Here is a 16,940-nt window from a genome sequence, read left to right as displayed (position 1 = left end):
CCGGCCGTCGACCGGGACGCTAATTCGTTAGACAGTTATACCAGCTTAGTAGCTGCGCGAAGGGTCCTGAGGGGCGACACCGCGTTTTCACCGCGACCCTTCTGCGCGGACGAAAGCCTCAGCTGCCGACGGTCAGGCCGACCTTCTGGAATTCCTTGAGGTCGCAGTAGCCCGCCTTCGCCATCGACCGGCGCAGCCCGCCGACGAGGTTCAGTGCGCCGAACGGATCGTCGGAGGGCCCGTTGAGCACCCGGTCCAGCGACGGCCGCTCACCCACCGCGACCTGCAGCAGTGCACCGCGCGGCAGCGACGGATGGGCTGCTGCCGACGGCCAGAACCAGCCGTCGCCGAGGGCTTCGGCCGACGCCGACAGGGGCGTTCCGAGCACCACCGCGTCGGCGCCGCAGGCGATCGCCTTGGCGAGGTCACCGGAGGTGTGGATGTCGCCGTCGGCCAGTACGTGCACGTAGCGCCCGCCGGTCTCGTCCAGGTACTCCCGCCGGGCAGCAGCCGCGTCGGCGATCGCGGTGGCCATCGGCACGCTGATACCCAGCACTTCGTCGCTGGTGGTGACCCCGGAGGTGGACCCATAGCCGACGATGACGCCGGCCGCTCCGGTGCGCATCAGGTGCAGCGCGGTGCGGTGGTCGAGCACACCACCGGCGACGACCGGGATGTCGAGTTCGGAGATGAAGGTCTTGAGGTTGAGGGGCTCACCGTCGTTGGCAACCCGCTCGGCGGAGATGATCGTGCCCTGGATGACCAGCAGGTCGATCCCCGCGGCCACCAGCGTCGGTGTGAGGAGCTGGGCGTTCTGCGGGCTCACCCGCACCGCGGTGGTCACACCGGCCTCACGGATGCGGGCAACCGCCGCCCCGAGCAGCTCAGGATCCAGCGGTGCGGCGTGCAGCTGTTGCAGCAGCCGGATCGACGTCGACGGCTCGGGCTCTTTCTGAGCGGCCTCGATCACCTGGGCGACCTTGGCTTCGACGTCGGCGTGCCTGCCGATCAGGCCCTCGCCGTTGAGCACACCTAGACCGCCCAGGCGCCCGAGTTCGATGGCGAACTCCGGGGAGACCAACGCGTCGGTCGGGTGCGCGACGACCGGGATCTCGAAGCGGTAGGCGTCGAGCTGCCAGGCTGTCGAGACGTCCTGGGAGGACCGGGTGCGACGCGACGGCACGATGTTGATGTCGTCGAGTTCGTATGTGCGGCGGGCGTTTCTGCCCATGCCGATTTCCACCATGTCACGCATTGCTCGACCCCTAGCGGGCGTAGTAGTTGGGCGCTTCGACGGTCATCTGGATGTCGTGCGGATGGCTCTCCTTGAGGCCCGCCGCCGTAATCCGCACAAACTGCGCCTGCTGCAGCGCCTCGATGGTGGCCGCACCGGTGTAGCCCATCGCGGCGCGCAGGCCGCCGGTCAGCTGGTGGATCACGGTGGACAGCGGACCGCGGAACGGGACCCGGCCCTCGATGCCCTCGGGCACCAGCTTGTCCTCGGAGAGCACGTCGTCCTGGAAGTAGCGGTCCTTCGAATAGGACTTCGCGGCGCCGCGGCCCTGCATGGCACCCAGCGAGCCCATGCCGCGATAGCTCTTGAACTGCTTTCCGTTGACGAAGATCAGATCACCGGGGGCCTCGGAGGTGCCGGCCAGCAGCGAGCCGAGCATCGCCGTTGAGGCGCCCGCGGCCAGCGCTTTCGCGATGTCGCCGGAGTACTGCAGACCGCCGTCGGCGATCACCGGCACACCGTGCGGTGCGCAGGCCGCGGTGGCTTCCAGAACCGCCGTGAGCTGGGGTGCCCCGACACCGGCCACGACGCGGGTGGTGCAGATGGAGCCGGGGCCCACACCGACCTTGACGGCGTCGGCGCCGGCGGCGACCAGCGCGGCTGCCGCGCTGCGGGTCGCCACGTTGCCGCCGATGACCTCGACGCGGTCGCCGACCTCTGCCTTGACCTTGCCGACCATCTCGAGCACCAGGCGGTTGTGGGCGTGCGCGGTGTCGACCACGAGCACGTCGACGCCGGCGTCGGCCAGCGCCATGGCGCGATCCCACGCGTCGTCGCCCACGCCGACGGCCGCGCCGACCAGCAGCCGACCGTCACTGTCCTTGGTGGCCAGCGGGTGCTGCTCGGTCTTGACGAAGTCCTTGACGGTGATCAGTCCGGTCAGCCGCCCGTGGCCGTCGACGATCGGTAGTTTCTCGATCTTGTTGCGCCGCAACAGGCCCAGCGCGGCGTCAGCACTGACACCCTCCTGGGCGGTGATCAACGGCGACTTGGTCATGACCTCGGCGACCGGCTTGTCCATGTCGACTTCGAACCGCATGTCGCGGTTGGTGATGATGCCCACCAGGGATCCGTTTTCGTCGACGACCGGAAGGCCGGAGATGCGGAACCTGGCGCACATGGCGTCGACCTCGGCCAGGGTGTTGTTCGGCGAGCAGGTGACCGGGTCGGTGACCATCCCCGCCTCGGAGCGCTTGACCATCTCGACCTGGCCGGCCTGTTCGGTGATCGACAGGTTGCGGTGCAGGACGCCCATCCCGCCCTGGCGTGCCATCGCGATGGCCATCCGGGCCTCGGTGACGGTGTCCATGGCCGAGCTGACCAGCGGCACCCGCAGGCGGATCTTCTTGGTCAGCTGGCTGGACGTGTCGGCATTGGCGGGCACCACGTCGGAGGCGGCCGGCAGCAGCAGGACGTCGTCGAACGTCAACCCCAGCATCGCGACCTTGTGCGGATCGTCACCCCCGGTGAAGACGGGGTCGTACACCAGGTGCTCCAGACGCTCGGTGAGGCCGTCGATGCGGCCGGTACTGCCTTCGGCAATGGACATCGGTGGGGCCCCCATCAGCTGGCGGAATGAGAGCACCATCCTATCGGCTCGGGTAGGCGTTCCCTGGCGCGATACCCGCCGCGCTGGCTAGGGTGGAGTCGTGCGCGACCACCTTCCACCAGGCCTGCCGCCAGATCCGTTCGCCGACGACCCGTGCGATCCGTCTGCGGCGCTCGATGCGCTGGAACCCGGTCAGCCGCTCGACCAGCAGGAGCGCGCCGCCGTGGAGGCAGATCTGGCCGATCTCGCGGTCTACGAGGCGCTGCTCGCCCACAAGGGCATCCGCGGCCTGGTGGTGTGCTGTGACGAATGCCAGCAGGACCACTATCACGACTGGGATATGTTGCGCGCCAACCTTCTTCAGCTCCTGGTCGACGGCACCGTTCGCCCGCACGAGCCGGCCTATGACCCTGAACCCGACGCGTACGTCACGTGGGACTACTGCCGTGGATACGCCGACGCGTCGCTGAACGAGGCGACGTCGGACTACGACGGCTTCCGCTGATTTAGATCAGCCTGCGCCGCTTTGCGTGGCTCCGCCCCCGCCGAGTGCCGGGAGCTGGGGCATCGGCACCACAGTGGTGGTAATCACGATTTGCGGCTGCGTCTTGGGCGCCTGAACAGCCGTTGAGGGCACCGCCGCGATCACGCTCGGAGTCGAGGCGATCGCGGGCGCGGAGGCCTCCGGCGCGGTGGTGGCCGCCGACTGCTGGACAAGCGCTGTCGTCGTGGTCGCAGCCGCCGGCGCCGGTGACTGTGCGGCCGCGGCCGCACTGGTCGTCGTCGTGGTCGGCGCAGCCGTCGTGGGCGCGGCGGTGGTGCTCGTGGCCGTAGTCGCCGCGGTCGTCGTGGGTGCCGCCGTCGTGGTGGGCACCGATGTCGTGGTGGGCGCCGACGAGGTGGTAGGCGCCGCCGTCGTGGTGGGCACGGCGGTCGACGTCGACGGGACCGTCGTGGTGGGCACGGCGGTGGTCGTCGGCGGCGCGGTCTGCTCCACCGGCGAGGTCGGTTCGGTGCTCGTCGGTGCCCCCGAGGTGCTCGGGCCCGGACTTCCGACCGCGCTGGACTCTCCCGGCGTCGTCGAGATGGTGATCGACGGCAGGGTCGGCACGCTGGTCGGCGGGACTTCAGGCCCTTCCGGCGGGGTGACGACCGCGGGCACCAGCTCGGTCGCTGACGGCGGCACGGTGAACGTGATGCCCGGCGGGACGGTTGCCTGCGGGTCCTGCTGGACGACCTTTGCCGCCAACTCGTTCCACTGCTCGAGCACCTGCTGCTTCTGCGGCGCGTCTGCGACCCCGGCCACCTGGTTGTTGACCTCGACCAACTTGGCCTGGGCCGCAGGCCAGTCGCCTTGCTGGACCAGCTGCTGAACCTGTTTGAGCTGCTCCGCAGCGGAGGCGAGGGAGACCTGGTCCTCGCGGACCTTCGTGGGCTCGCCGAACAACATCGTGTGCAGCCCATATAGCGCATCGCCGGGGCCGGCGCCGTAGACGACAGCACCGAAGCCACCAAACACCAGCACACCGGCCGCTGCCGCGCCGACGATGCTCAGGCCGCGCCGGCTGCGCCCGGTGCCGGGGCTGCGCTGCTTGCGCTTCTCGACGATTCCGGAATTCAGCGCCGTGACGGCGTCACGTTCGGTGATCAGGCCGGTGGCCGGCGGCCAGCGCATCTCCTCGCGCCATTCGCCGAGCAGCGAGGCCAGCATGGCGTCGGCGTTGTCCTGCGGCGCGACCGGGCCACCGGTGGCCAGGGCGTCGAGGAACTGGTCGCTGCGCACGATGGCGTCCAGCGACGGATCGTCCCCGCGGGAGCTACGGCCGAAGTCAGGCATAGTCGCCACCCCCGGCCGCGGTGATCTCCGACTTGAGCTTGGCGAGGGCCCGGTGCTGAGCCACCCGCACCGCACCCGGGGTGCTGCCGACGGCGTCGGCGGTCTCCTCGGCCGACAGCCCGACCACGATGCGCAGGATCAGGATCTCGCGCTGCTTCTCGGGCAGCACCTGCAGCAGCTTGTTCATCCGATCGGAGGTGTCAGCCCGGACGGCCATTTGCTCGGGACCCGCTTCCAGCGAGTACCGCTCCGGCACCACTTCAGTGGGGTCGGATTTGTTGCGGGCCGCGGCGCGATGAGCGTCGGCGACCTTGTGAGCAGCGATGCCGTACACGAAGGCCAGGAAGGGGCGACCCTGATCCTGGTAGCGCGGCAGCGCCTGAATGGCGGCCAAGCAAACCTCCTGTGCGACGTCATCGGCTGAGAGGCCAACCCGCTCCGTGGTCCCCAGGCGAGCCCGGATGTACCGGACCACGATGGGGCGGATGGTCTCTACTACTTCCCGGAGCGCATCCCGACTACCGGCCACTGCCTCAGCAACGGCGGCGTCGAGACGTTCTCCTGGAATTGTCATCGACGGCGATATCTCCAACGTTACGAAGCGGGCGCTACCTGGCAGCCATTCAGCTAGACAATATCGGCCAAGGCTGACGATCGGGCGTTAGCCGGGGCACCACTGCCCGCCGCGCCGTGCGATTGCTGCAGCGCTCTCGTCGCGGATCGCCCAGACTTGCTGTGACGTAAGCGTTGTGCTTTCGAGATCAACGAGCAGACACGCCAGAGCCCATCGCAAGGGCACCAGCCCGTAGGTCAGCGCGTCGGTGAGCGCCCGTTCGGCGACCGCACGGGAGCGGTCAGGCAAGCCCGCACTGCACAGCGCAGCGGCGAGCACCACGTCGCTCTTGACCCGATGCCTGCGTAGCGCCGGCAGCGCCGCCTCGGCAAGTTCGACACCACGCTCGGCGCTCTCCAGCGCCACTGTCCCCCGCCCGCCGGCCATCGCCAGTTCGGCGCGCACCCACGCCAGCCGGATCGCCAATCGCGGCGGTGGCGCGTCGGCGCGATCCAGGACGGCGCCGGCGCGCTCCAGCAGTGCTGCCGAGGCGGCGAGCCGGCCGACCCCCAGAGCGTCGGCGGCCAGACCGACCAGAGCGTCGACGGCGGCTTCGGCTGCCTTCGGGGTGTCGCCTGCGGCGCACGCGAGCGCGAACGCACGCCCGTCCCAGCCGCGGGCGAGGCGGTGTCCGCCCAGTTGCCGCAGAAACGACGCGTGGGTGCTCAGCGCCAGCGAGGCGAGCGGGCCCGTCGGCTGGAGGCGCCGCACCGTATCGAGGTCTGCGCGGGCGCTGCTGTAGTGCCCTTGACCGCCCGCGGCAACGGCGCGCAGCCACAGGTCTTCGGGCGACTGCGCGCCGGGAAGCGGCCAGCATTCCGGATCGCCGCCGAACGCCGCAGCGGTTAGCGTGGTGGGAGTCATGTGGGGGCGACGTTATCAACACGGATCTGCAGACACGTCAGTTAACAGTTTGTGGTCGCAGTGTTACGCGCATGTCAACTACCTATTGAGCGCTAGGAAATGGCAGGCCGGCCATCCTGGGTAAATCACGGAAGTGTCACGCTGCACCCTGGCGAATTAGCACTTCAGCCGGCGACGGTGGGTCGCAATGATGAACGTGATGTAAATTCTCAAGCTGCAGTTATGTGATTGCGCACATGGCGGGACTATTGACTCCCTTTGCAAGCCACCCCTAATTTTGTGGGCACGAGTAGTCATCGGCGACAGGCTCGGATCGGTTCCACAACTCACGCGTTCGAAAGATGCGCGGGGAGAGGGGTTTTCCAATGCCACAGCCGCAGCAGCTACCCGGCCCGAACGCCGACATCTGGGATTGGCAGATGCAAGGCCTTTGCCGGGGCGTCGATTCCTCAATGTTCTTCCATCCCGACGGCGAGCGCGGCCGGGCCCGCGCACAGCGCGAGATGCGCGCCAAAGAGATGTGCCGGAGTTGCCCGGTCATTGCCCATTGCCGTTCACACGCGCTGGCGGTCGGTGAGCCCTACGGCATTTGGGGCGGCCTGAGCGAGTCGGAGCGTGAACTCCTGCTCAAGCGCGGTATCCGCCGCACCGCCTGACGCAGCAAACATCGCAAGAGGCCCATCCCGGCTCGGGGTGGGCCTCTCGGCGTCACACGGGAAGCGTTGTCCCGGTCTCCTTTTCGGCGAACGCCCACAGCCGGCGGGCGATGTCGTAGTCACTGGCAACAGCGGATCGTCCGCTCAAAGTCGGTCCGCCCTTGAGCCCCAACCTGCTGTCGATACCCACGTAACTGCCCGGCGGAATCGGCTCGGCGATGCAGTACAGCGTCGTCGCGGCGCCGGCATCGATGTCGTTGCCCAGCCGGTTGGCGGCCGACTGCGCGACGGAGTGAAACACCGCCATCACGCGCTTGTCCGACAGATTCGTCAGATTGGATGCGACCCAGCCCGGATGGGTGAGATGGCTGACGACCGGTGACCCGGCGGCACGCAGCCGTCGGTCGAGCTCGAGTCCCCACAGCATGACCGCCAGCTTCGAGCGGGCATAGGCCGGGAATGACGACCACTTGCTCGACCGAAGGTGCGGGTCGGCGAAGTCGAGGGTGCCCTGCTTGTGGCCGTCGGATCCCACGTTGATGATCTGCGACCGCACCCGTTCGAAGAGCAGATTGGTCAACGCGAACGGACCGAGGAAGTTCGTGCCGAGCATGCTCTCGAAGCCGTCGACGGTCTCGCTTCGCGCCTGGGTGACGATCCCGGCGTTGTTGATCAGGATGTCGACGTCACCGTCCAACAGGTCGGGGAAGGCTCGCACCGACGCCTGGTCGGCGAGGTCGAGTTTGACGACCTGGGTGTCACCACCGATCTCGGCGGCGCGTTGGGCGCCCAGCTCGACGTTGCGGACCGCCATCACCACCTGGGCACCCGCCCGCACCAGAGCCCGAGCGGTGCCCAGACCGACACCGTTGGTCGCTCCGGTCACGATGATCCGTTTGCCGCTGAGGTTGCCGAGTCGGTTCGCCGACCAGTGTGAAGTCACGCCGCGAGAATAGCCACCGAGTGGTTGACACGACAGCCTCCACCTGATTACCTACGAGAAATATCGAGTAATCCTGGTCACATTGACAAACTTTACAAAGAAGTGGGTCTAACGGCATGAGCGATAGCGCCCGGGAGATCGAGAACCTGATCTACACCTACGCCGAGCGACTCGACGCCGGCGACCTCGACGGCGTGGCGCAGCTGTTCACCCACGGGCGCATCACCGCCATGGAGGACGCGCCCCCCGAGGCCACCTTCGAAGGGGCGGCCGGCGTGCGGGCGATGTACGAGATGGCCACCCGCCTCTACGAGGACGGCACCCCCAAGACGCGCCACTTCACCAGCAACGTTCAGATCTATGTCGACGAAGCGGCCGGGCGGGCCGACGGCAAGGCCTACTACTGCGTCACCCAGGCCACACCGGACCTGTCGCTGCAGATCATTGTCACCGGCCACTACCGCGACACCTTCCACCTCCTCGACGGGACGTGGTGGTTCGACACCCGAGTCATGTTCGTCGACCAGGTCGGCGACACCAGCCACCATTTGAAGTTCTGAACCTCCGTGACAACGCCCTTCGATGTCACCGGCCTGACGGCCCAGGCGCAGCAGAAAGAAGGCCTGCACGACTGGGGCCCGCTGAGCTTCCGCGAACCGCTGACGGTGCTCGCCGGAAGCTATGCCACCGCGGATCTCAACGACATCGGGGGCCACATCCTGCGCTCGGGCCTCGTGCACAGCCTGCGGATGCGATTGCGCGCCCAGGAATGGATTCGGCGCTACCCGGAGATCCTGGACGAGACCATCGTCGCGCCGATCGTCGTGGTCGGCATGATGCGCAGCGGCACCACTCTGCTTCAACGGCTGCTGGCGTGCGACGACCGGTTCCACTGCGCATACGGCTGGGAGGTGGTGGAGGTCGCGCCCAAACTCGACTACCAGTGGTCGGCCCACGAGGACCCCAGGGTCGCCATCAGCGAAAAGCGTGAGGCGGTGTCGCGCGAGATGACACCCGAACTGTTCGCCATCCATCCGATGCATGCCCGCGAACCCGAAGAGGAGATCGTCTTCCTCTCTGACGCGTTCCTGTCTCATGTGCCCGAATCCGGCGCCGAGGTACCCGAGTACCGAGCCTGGATCGATACCCAGGACTTCACCCCGGCCTACGCCTACCTTCACCGGATGCTGCAATTCCTGCAGTGGCAGAAGCGGCAATGTGGTCGGACCGCACAGCGTTGGGTGCTGAAGTCCCCTGCGCACCTGGGCTACCTCGATGTGCTGCGGGCACAGTTCCCCGATCTGCATATCGTTCACATGCACCGCGATCCCCGGGACACCATCGCCTCGGGCGCGAGCCTGAACGCCACCCTGCACGCGATGCACTCCGACCACGTCGACCGAAGCCGCGTCGGTGCGCAGTGGCTCAGCAGAATGGGCTGGACCAACGACCGGGCTATGGCGGTACGTTCCAGATGGCCCGATGAGTCGGCGCGGTGCACCGACATCGAATTCACCGACGCCGTAGCCGATCCCATCGGCCAGGTGACCCGCGTGTACGACGCGATCGGCGTACCACTGACCGCACCGGCCGAGGCCGCGATGCTTCGCTGGCTCGTCGAGCGTCCCCGCGATCCGGCCCGACCGCCCTACGCCGCAGCCGACTTCGGGCTCAGCGAGGCTCAGATCGCCGAACGGTTCGCCAGCTACAACTCCCGCTTCCGTTCCGACGCAGACAGTTCGAGGAGAAGATGATGTTCGCTGACACAGATCACCCGGTCGCCACGGCCTCCCAACACGAACAGGAACTGGCGGCGCTGGAACTCATGGCACACCCGACGGTGCGCGCGGCCTACAGCACGGTCGCCGAAACCTGGCTCGGGCGGGCCAAGGCCTCCGACGCCATGCGCGCGGTGTTCGACGACGCCTTCGCCGAAGTGATGTTCTCCGCGGCGGTGTGGTCGTCCAACCAAGACAAACTGCGGCCCAAGGTCACCTGCATCACCCGGCTGGGCCACCCCGTGGGTGGGCGCGCCATTCCCGGATCACGTTGGGGGATCGACAATCCCGACAGTGTGTACCGCGTCATCCCGATCTCGGGCGAGGAGCGCTACGAGATCCGGGGCCGAGTCGGCGAGCATCGGATGACGGAGAACTACTTCACCCTCTGGGACGCCAACATGGGTACCGTCGCCGTCCTCAACGGCCGCACCATGGCGGTCGATTCCGACGGCTCCTTCGTCATCACGGTCGACTCCGATCCGGCCGGTGATCGCCCCAACCATGTTCAGACCACCAGCGACGCGCACGAGTTCTACATCCGCGACGTGTTGTTGAACTGGGAGCGCGACGATCCCAACCACCTGACGGTGCAGCGCCTCGGTGACCGTCCGACGACCCCACCCCGCACGCTCGACGAGCAGGCCGAGGCCACTGCCGACATGATGGCGTACTTCGCCAACTTCACCGGCAAGCTCAGCCACGGCGTCTACAAGATGCCGCCCAACAACTTCAACCTCGCCTGGTCGGCCGACAAGGTCGGCGCGATGCGCAACCAGGTGTACGTGATGGGCCGCTTCGATCTGGCCCCCGGCGAGGCGTTTGTCGTCGACGTCGGCGACGGCGGTGCCGAATACTTCACCGTTCCGCTGAGCAACATCTGGGGCACAACGCTGGACATCGTCGACCGAACCGGCAGCCTCAACAAGTCCCAGTCCGTCGCCAACGACGACGGCACGTACACCTATGTCATCTCCCCCACCGATCCGGGCGTCGCCAACTGGATCGACTCCGATGGTCTGCGCGAAGGGATTCTGACGCTGCGGATGGCCGAGTTCGGGCCCGACGGGCCCACCGAGGATCTGGGTGCCCGTGGACGAGTCGTCAGGCTCGACAACCTCGAAGCCCAGGTACCGGGCCTGCGCCGGGTGTCCGAGCAGCAGCGCGCGACCGAACTCGCCGAGCGCCGGGCAGCGTATCTGCGCCGGCTTCCAGAAGGGACGAACTGACATGGGCCGCTGGTTGATCACGGGGTGCTCCACCGGAATCGGGCGCGAGATCGCCCGTGCCGCACTGGAGTCGGGGCACTCCGTCGTCGTGACCGCGCGCCGCACCGAGACCATCACCGACTTCGTCGACGAGTTCGGTGACCGTGCGGTGGCGGTCGCCCTCGACGTGACCGACAAGCAGCAGATCGCCGCCGCGGTGCAAGCCGCTCAGGATGCCTTCGGTGGCATCGACGTTCTGGTCAACAACGCCGGTAACGGTTACCTGTCGGCGGTCGAGGAGGGCGAGGACGAGCAGGTCCGTAAGTTGTTCGACACCAACTACTTCGGTGTCGTCGACACCATCAAGGCCGTACTGCCGGGGATGCGTGCCAACAAGTCCGGCTACATCGTCAACATCTCGTCGATGACCGGCCTGGTGGCCAATCCGCCCAACGCCTACTACTCGTCGACCAAGTTCGCCCTGGAGGCGCTGACCGAGGCGCTGGCCCAGGAGGTCAAACCGTTCGGCATCAAGGTGAGCGCCATCGAACCCGGAGCGTTCCGCACCGACTGGGCCGCGCGCTCGATGTGGGAGTCGGACACCCCGATCGGTGACTACGAGGAAAATGTCGGCAGCCGAAAGACTTTGATCAAGGAGTTCGCCAACCACCTACCCGGCGATCCCCGCAAGGTCGCCGAGGCGGTCCTGCTGCTGTCCACCCTGGACGAACCGCCGCTGCGGTTGCTGCTGGGCCGCGACGTCCTCAAAGCGGTGCGCGACAAGATCGCCACACTGTCGGCGTCGATCGACGAATGGGAAGCGGTCACCAAGGACGTCAACTTCCCTGCCGGGCAGTAGGCGACCACGTCGGCGGGCGCTTGTCGATGAAGGCCTGTACACCTTCGAGCGCACACGGATCCATCATGTTGGCGGCCATCGTCGCACCCGCATCGTCATAGGCGGCCGCGATGCCGGTTTCGATCTGGCGGTAGAACAGGGCCTTTCCCACGGCGAGGGCGGCCCGCGGCTTGGCCACGATGCGTGCCACCAGAGCCTCGATCTCGTCGTCGAGCGCGTCGGGCTCGGCCACCCGGTTGACCAACCCCAACTCCCGGGCCTCCTCGGCGCCGACGAAGTCTCCGGTGACTAGCATCTCGAAGGCCGCCTTGCGGGGCACGTTGCGGGACAACGCAACTCCGGGGGTCGAGCAGAACAGCCCGACGTTGATGCCGCTGACAGCGAAGCGGGCGTCTGGGCTGGCCACCGCGAGGTCGCACATCGCCACCAGCTGGCAGCCGGCCGCCGTCGCCACGCCGTGCACCCGGGCGATCACCGGAACGGGCAGCCGCTGGATCGACAGCATGACCGCGGTGCACTGGGCGAACAGTTGCTCGTAGTAGTCCAGCGACGGCTCGGCGCGCATCTCCTTGAGATCGTGCCCGGCACAGAAGGCCTTTCCCGCGGCGCCCAGGACGACGGCACGAACGGTGTCGTCACCGGCGAGGGCGTCGAGGGCAGAGCCAAGAGCGGTGAGCATTGCTTCGGACAGCGCGTTGAAGGACTGCGGCCGGTTCAATGTCAGGGTGACGACGCCGCGCTCGTCGCGGTCCTGGAGCACCAGTGGTTCGCCGGTCACGGCCGGCGCCGCTTCACCAGCAGGACGAGGCCGTAGGTGATGCCACCGGCGACGGCCAGCACCGCCAGCCACGGGAGCAGCAGACCGAACAGCAGCACCGAATCGCTGGCGAGGGACACCATCGCGTCCCACCCTCGGTGGACCTGGCCGAAGAAGCCCTGATACTGATTCGGTGCCGGGCCGCCGATGCTCTGGGCGGTGAAAGTGACGTTGACTGTGCTGTAGGCGATCTGGTCGCCGAGCGCCTCGCGCTGGGCGCGCAGACTGTCCAGGTCGGCCTGCCGCTGCGAGAGAGCATCTTCGGCTTTGATCAACGCTTCGGGATCCTTGGCGTCGCGCATGATGGCCAGCAGTCGATCCACCGATGTCTGCAGTGCCTTGATCCGGGCATCGAGGTCGACCCGCTGGGCGGTGACGTCGTCGGTGGTGACCTCGGCGTGTTCGACGGTGCCGAGCGCCTTGAGTTCGCGCATGACGTCGTCGAGCTTGGCGGCGGGAACGCGCAGCACCATCGTCGTTCGGGCTCTGCCGGTTCCCGATCCCGCGTCTTCGGAGCGGCTGTCGACCCGGCCCTGCTGGGTGTCGACGATCGTGGTGGCCTTGTCGCCCGCCTCGGCGGGGTCGGCCACATTGACGATCATCGCCGCCGTCTTGACTACGTCGCGCTGCACCGGCGGCGGCGCTTTCGGAACATCCTGAGGCACAGGCGCTTGCACCGCATCAGCGGTACCGGCGGGAGCCTGCGAGGGACGCACAGGTCCGCCCGTGCACGCGGTGAGCAGGCTCAGCACCGCCAGCGCGGCGACCAGCCATCGTGCAATGCGCAGTCTTGGCGGCGTCCGGTCCATCTAGCGAGGCTAGCGCGGTGCCGCGCGATCAGGCCGGAGCTAACCGCATCGAGCCCAGGAAATAGGTTTCCTGGCCGGTCGGATATCCGCCGCCGTCGGTGGCGATGTGGACATGGTCGTAGTGGTTGGCGGTCTCGTTGCCGTAGTCCGCTGTCCAGCTCGGAGCGCCGATGCCCGGGTAGAAGCCCTGCCGCCAGATGACGTGCAGCACTCCCCAGCGCTTGGCATTGGCCAGGGCATAGCCGGCGATCTGGTTGCCCAGGTCGATGCCCTCTTTGGTGTGGTAGTTCGGGATCATCACGTCGACGGCCAGCCCGTTGGGATGCCATTTCAGCGGATCCTGCCGGTAGCCGTACATGGTGTTGATCTCCAGGAACATCACGCTGATCGCGCGCGCCACCCAGATGGTGTGGATCTGCATGTTCTTCTCGTCCACGTCGCCGGGTGGCAGGGCGAACTGGAAGCCCGCTGCGTCGGCCACCGGTGCACTGGCTGCCAGCAGTTCGGCCTCGGTAGGGGTGGTCACGTTCGGCGCGGGCAGCGCTGTCGATGTCGGCGATGCGGCCGGGGCGGCGGGACGGTGCGGGGTCTCGTGGCTTTGGGCATAGAACATCGCGCCGGAGACGACGACGGACAGCCCGGCCGCCAACCAGCGACCTGCGTTACCGCCCAGCACCTTCGCCACGACGAGCAGCTTACTTTTCTCGTCGGCGGCGATGGCGCCATTGCCACAGAACCGCGACACGCGCCCCGTCATCGACGGCTGAGGTCTCCGACGTGCAAGAATCCGCTCGGGGTGCCCCTGAAAGACAGGCGGCAAAAGCGTGGTCGTTCGAGTGACCCACAGCCATCGCGGCGTTGCTGCTCTGGTGATCGTCCTGATGGCTCTGGCGGCGGGTTGGGCAGGCGTTCTGACGCGACCTGCACCGGCGAGCGCGGATGCCGGCGCAGATCGGGTGTTCGTCGGCGCCTACATCAAGGACTTACAGGACATCGATGTCGCCGCGGAGAGTTTCACCGTGGACGTCTACCTCTGGTTGCGGTGGACGAATCCGAACATCAACCCGCCGGCCACTCTTGAAGTAATGAACTCCAACGGCTTTCAGAACACCACAACTTCGTCCACTGGAGGCGTCGCGCCCCAGATGATCTATGACGCACCGGTCGAGGAACCTGATGGCTCCAAGTACATGCTCATGAGGTACCAGGGGGTGTTCAGCAGAAAGCTCATGCTGCAGAACTACCCCTTCGACACGCAGGTGCTGCGAGTGGTGTTCAAAGACCAACGCGCGGACACCCGCACACTGAACTTCGTGCCCGACACGCGGCCGATCTCGATCAACAGGTCACTGCTGGACACGATTCCCGGATACTCGCTGGGCACCCCGACGCTGTCCATCATCGATCATCAATACGAGACCAACTTCGGAGACAGCAGAGTTCCGCCTGACGGCGTGCCCTTCTCGTGCATCACGATCGACCTTCCGGTCAAGCGGAATGCATTGCCGTACATAGTGAAACTCTTCATACCGATCTTCATCGTCGTCCTGATCACCGCGCTGATCTTCGTGCTTCCCGCTCGCCTGGAAGAGGCGCGCGCCGGCATTGGCATCACTGCACTGCTGACCATCATCGCCCTGCAGTGGAGCACAGAAGGCGACCTGCCGTCTGTCGAGTACCTGACGATGCTGGACGTGATCTACATCCTGTCGATGATCTATATCGCGGCGGCGACTGGTTATTCGGTCCTCGCCAGCCGACGCAACCACCAAGAAATGTCGCCAGCGCTGACAGCCGCACTCGACCGTCGGGTCGGACTGATCTCGCTCGGCACCTATGCCGCGCTGGTAGCGCTAACGATCTTCCTTCACGTGTACAACGCGCCCCCGGCTACCCAGTTCTTCCACTAGCGACGGCGAGCACGGCGGCGTCGGAAATTCCGGGTGCCGAGTGTGCATCGGCATACGCGCCAGGCGGCGAGTCGCGGACGAAACCGCACACTCGCGAGGCCCCAGAGACGAGTGTGGGGCTTATGTACGCAAATCGAAGAGATCGCGTACATAAGCCCCACAGTCGAGGCAGTGCTATTTAGTGCGCGTGACCGTGATGGCCGTGGCCGTCGTCGGCAGCCTCTGCCGGCTTCTCCACGATCGCGGTCTCGGTGGTGAGCAGCATGCGCGCCACCGATGCGGCGTTGACGACCGCAGAGCGGGTCACCTTCACCGGGTCGATCACACCATCGGCGATCAGGTCGCCGTAGGTCAGCGTCGCGGCGTTGAAGCCGTGCCCGGCGGGCAGTTCGCTGACCGTGTTGACCACGACGGCACCGTCGTAGCCGGCGTTGGTGGCGATCCAGAACAGCGGGGCCGACAGCGCGGCGGAGAACACCTCGACACCGAGGGCCTCATCACCGGACACCGACGCACGCAGCGGCTCGAGCGCCTTGCGTGCCTGCACCAGTGCGGAACCGCCACCGGCAACGATGCCCTCTTCGACCGCGGCCTTGGCCGCCGACACCGCGTCCTCGACGCGGTGCTTGCGCTCCTTGAGTGAGGTCTCGGTGGCCGCACCGACCTTGATCACGGCGACACCGCCGGCCAGCTTGGCCAGCCGCTCCTGCAGCTTCTCGCGGTCCCAGTCGGACTCCGAGGCCTCGATCTCGCCCTTGAGCTGCTTGACCCGATCGGCGATGGCCTCCTGCGTGCCGCCACCGTCGACGAGCACAGTGGCGTCCTTGCTGACGACCACACGCCGCGCCGAACCCAGCACCTCCAGGCCGGCGTCGCGCAGCAGCAGACCCACGTCGGGGTTGACCACCTGCGCGCCGGTGACGATGGCCAGGTCTTCGAGGAACGCCTTGCGGCGGTCACCGAAGAACGGCGCCTTGACCGCAACGGCCTTGAGCGTCTTGCGGATGGCGTTGACGACCAGGGTCGACAGCGCCTCGCCTTCGACGTCCTCGGCCACGATCAGCAGCGGCTTGCCATCCTGGGCCACCTTCTCCAGAAGGGGCAGCAGATCAGGCAGCGAGCTGATCTTGTCGCGATGCAGCAGCACCAGCGCGTCCTCGAGGACGGCTTCCTGCGAGTCGAAGTCGGTGACGAAGTAGGCCGAGATGAAGCCCTTGTCGAAGCCGACACCGTCGGTGATCTCCAGCTCGGTGTTCATGGTCGAGGACTCCTCGACGCTGACGACGCCGTCGAGGCCGACCTTGGTCATCGCCTCGCCAACGAGCTCGCCGACCTCCTCGTCACGCGAGGACACCGTGGCGATCTGGGCGATGCCGGTCTTGCCGGCCACCGGGGTGGCCGCGGCCAGCAGCGCCTCGGAGACGGCGTCAGCCGCGCGGCCGATGCCCAATCCCAGAGCGATGGGGTTGGCACCCGCGGCCACGTTGCGCAGGCCGTGCTTGATGATCGCCTGCGCCAGAACGGTCGCAGTGGTGGTGCCGTCGCCTGCGACGTCGTTGGTCTTGGTGGCCACCGACTTGACCAGCTGGGCGCCCAGGTTCTCGAAGGGATCCTCCAACTCGATCTCCCGGGCAATGGTCACACCGTCGTTGGTGACGGTCGGACCACCGAAGGCCTTGGCGAGCACCACGTGGCGGCCACGCGGACCCAGCGTCACCTTCACGGCATCGGCAAGCTTGTCGACACCGGCTTCCATTGCGCGGCGCGCGGTTTCGTCGAACTGAATCAGTTTGCTCATATGTT

17 protein-coding genes are annotated in these 16,940 nt (G+C 67.0%); 7 read left to right on the top strand and 10 right to left on the bottom strand.

The genetic code is table 11. The features are described from left to right. Nucleotides 1–118: 118 nt before the first annotated feature. Nucleotides 119–1,246 (bottom strand): GuaB3 family IMP dehydrogenase-related protein, encoded by a 1,128-nt coding sequence (locus OG976_RS18800; RefSeq protein WP_328363752.1) that lies wholly within the window; start codon nt 1,244–1,246, stop codon nt 119–121. A gap of 19 nt (nt 1,247–1,265) precedes the next feature. Next, nucleotides 1,266–2,843 carry an IMP dehydrogenase gene (guaB, locus tag OG976_RS18795; RefSeq protein ID WP_328363750.1) on the bottom strand — a complete coding sequence of 526 codons (1,578 nt, stop codon included), beginning with the start codon at nt 2,841–2,843 and terminating at the stop codon, nt 1,266–1,268. 100 nt (nt 2,844–2,943) lie between these two features. Here guaB and OG976_RS18790 point away from each other — a divergent pair, with 100 nt between their 5' ends. After that, nucleotides 2,944–3,348, top strand: coding sequence for a DUF5319 domain-containing protein (locus tag OG976_RS18790; RefSeq protein ID WP_328351930.1), 405 nt, complete (start codon nt 2,944–2,946; stop codon nt 3,346–3,348). A gap of 6 nt (nt 3,349–3,354) precedes the next feature. On the opposite strand, the gene OG976_RS18785 is transcribed toward OG976_RS18790, so the two are convergent. From OG976_RS18785 to OG976_RS18775, 3 genes are all read right to left on the bottom strand, one after another. Next, a complete protein-coding gene (locus tag OG976_RS18785; RefSeq protein ID WP_328351927.1) occupies nt 3,355–4,680 on the bottom strand; it encodes an anti-sigma-D factor RsdA in 1,326 nt (441 codons plus the stop codon). Further along, nucleotides 4,673–5,254 carry a sigma-70 family RNA polymerase sigma factor gene (locus OG976_RS18780; RefSeq protein WP_328351925.1) on the bottom strand — a complete coding sequence of 194 codons (582 nt, stop codon included), beginning with the start codon at nt 5,252–5,254 and terminating at the stop codon, nt 4,673–4,675. Before OG976_RS18780 ends, OG976_RS18785 begins: the two co-directional genes overlap by 8 nt. Nucleotides 5,255–5,341: 87 nt before the next feature. Further along, nucleotides 5,342–6,157 (bottom strand): hypothetical protein, encoded by an 816-nt coding sequence (locus tag OG976_RS18775; protein WP_328351922.1) that lies wholly within the window; start codon nt 6,155–6,157, stop codon nt 5,342–5,344. Nucleotides 6,158–6,522: 365 nt separating this feature from the next. Between OG976_RS18775 and OG976_RS18770 the strand changes: the two genes are divergently transcribed. Then, entirely contained in the window at nt 6,523–6,813 is a 291-nt protein-coding gene (locus OG976_RS18770) for a WhiB family transcriptional regulator (protein ID WP_133690705.1), read from the top strand. Nucleotides 6,814–6,865: 52 nt separating this feature from the next. Here the strand turns inward: OG976_RS18770 and OG976_RS18765 are convergent, their stop codons facing one another. Next, the gene (locus OG976_RS18765; RefSeq protein WP_328351915.1) at nt 6,866–7,756 is read right to left on the bottom strand and encodes an SDR family NAD(P)-dependent oxidoreductase; all 891 of its coding nucleotides are present in this window, start codon (nt 7,754–7,756) and stop codon (nt 6,866–6,868) included. A 116-nt stretch (nt 7,757–7,872) separates the two neighbouring features. Between OG976_RS18765 and OG976_RS18760 the strand changes: the two genes are divergently transcribed. The 4 genes from OG976_RS18760 to OG976_RS18745 are packed head-to-tail and all read left to right on the top strand — an operon-like array spanning nt 7,873 to nt 11,601. Continuing rightward, nucleotides 7,873–8,316: a nuclear transport factor 2 family protein gene (locus OG976_RS18760; protein ID WP_328351912.1), complete on the top strand. Its 444-nt coding sequence runs from the start codon at nt 7,873–7,875 to the stop codon at nt 8,314–8,316. A gap of 6 nt (nt 8,317–8,322) precedes the next feature. Continuing rightward, nucleotides 8,323–9,510 carry a sulfotransferase family protein gene (locus OG976_RS18755; protein ID WP_328351909.1) on the top strand — a complete coding sequence of 396 codons (1,188 nt, stop codon included), beginning with the start codon at nt 8,323–8,325 and terminating at the stop codon, nt 9,508–9,510. Further along, nucleotides 9,510–10,763: a hypothetical protein gene (locus OG976_RS18750; protein WP_328351907.1), complete on the top strand. Its 1,254-nt coding sequence runs from the start codon at nt 9,510–9,512 to the stop codon at nt 10,761–10,763. The genes OG976_RS18755 and OG976_RS18750 overlap by 1 nt, the downstream gene beginning before the upstream one ends. A 1-nt stretch (nt 10,764) precedes the next feature. Next, nucleotides 10,765–11,601: an oxidoreductase gene (locus tag OG976_RS18745; RefSeq protein ID WP_328351904.1), complete on the top strand. Its 837-nt coding sequence runs from the start codon at nt 10,765–10,767 to the stop codon at nt 11,599–11,601. Here the strand turns inward: OG976_RS18745 and OG976_RS18740 are convergent. Genes OG976_RS18740 through OG976_RS18730 form a run of 3 tightly spaced genes read right to left on the bottom strand, consistent with a single transcriptional unit; the run spans nt 11,579 to nt 13,984 of the window. Further along, entirely contained in the window at nt 11,579–12,379 is an 801-nt protein-coding gene (locus OG976_RS18740; RefSeq protein ID WP_328351902.1) for an enoyl-CoA hydratase, read from the bottom strand. The two genes, OG976_RS18745 and OG976_RS18740, sit on opposite strands and share 23 nt — an antisense overlap. Next, nucleotides 12,376–13,227, bottom strand: a complete 852-nt coding sequence (locus tag OG976_RS18735; protein WP_328351899.1) for a DUF4349 domain-containing protein — start codon at nt 13,225–13,227, stop codon at nt 12,376–12,378. Before OG976_RS18735 ends, OG976_RS18740 begins: the two co-directional genes overlap by 4 nt. A 28-nt stretch (nt 13,228–13,255) precedes the next feature. Next, nucleotides 13,256–13,984, bottom strand: coding sequence for a glycoside hydrolase (locus OG976_RS18730; protein ID WP_328351896.1), 729 nt, complete (start codon nt 13,982–13,984; stop codon nt 13,256–13,258). Between the two features lie 79 nt (nt 13,985–14,063). Here OG976_RS18730 and OG976_RS18725 point away from each other — a divergent pair, with 79 nt between their 5' ends. Next, nucleotides 14,064–15,137: a hypothetical protein gene (locus OG976_RS18725; protein ID WP_328351893.1), complete on the top strand. Its 1,074-nt coding sequence runs from the start codon at nt 14,064–14,066 to the stop codon at nt 15,135–15,137. Between the two features lie 178 nt (nt 15,138–15,315). Here OG976_RS18725 and groL read toward each other — a convergent pair whose 3' ends face one another. Then, entirely contained in the window at nt 15,316–16,935 is a 1,620-nt protein-coding gene (groL, locus tag OG976_RS18720; RefSeq protein ID WP_328351890.1) for a chaperonin GroEL, read from the bottom strand. Nucleotides 16,936–16,940 lie beyond the last annotated feature (5 nt).

The sequence above is a fragment of the Mycobacterium sp. NBC_00419 genome, from assembly GCF_036023875.1.
Taxonomy (GTDB): domain Bacteria; phylum Actinomycetota; class Actinomycetes; order Mycobacteriales; family Mycobacteriaceae; genus Mycobacterium.
This window is presented reverse-complemented; position numbering and strand designations above follow the sequence as displayed.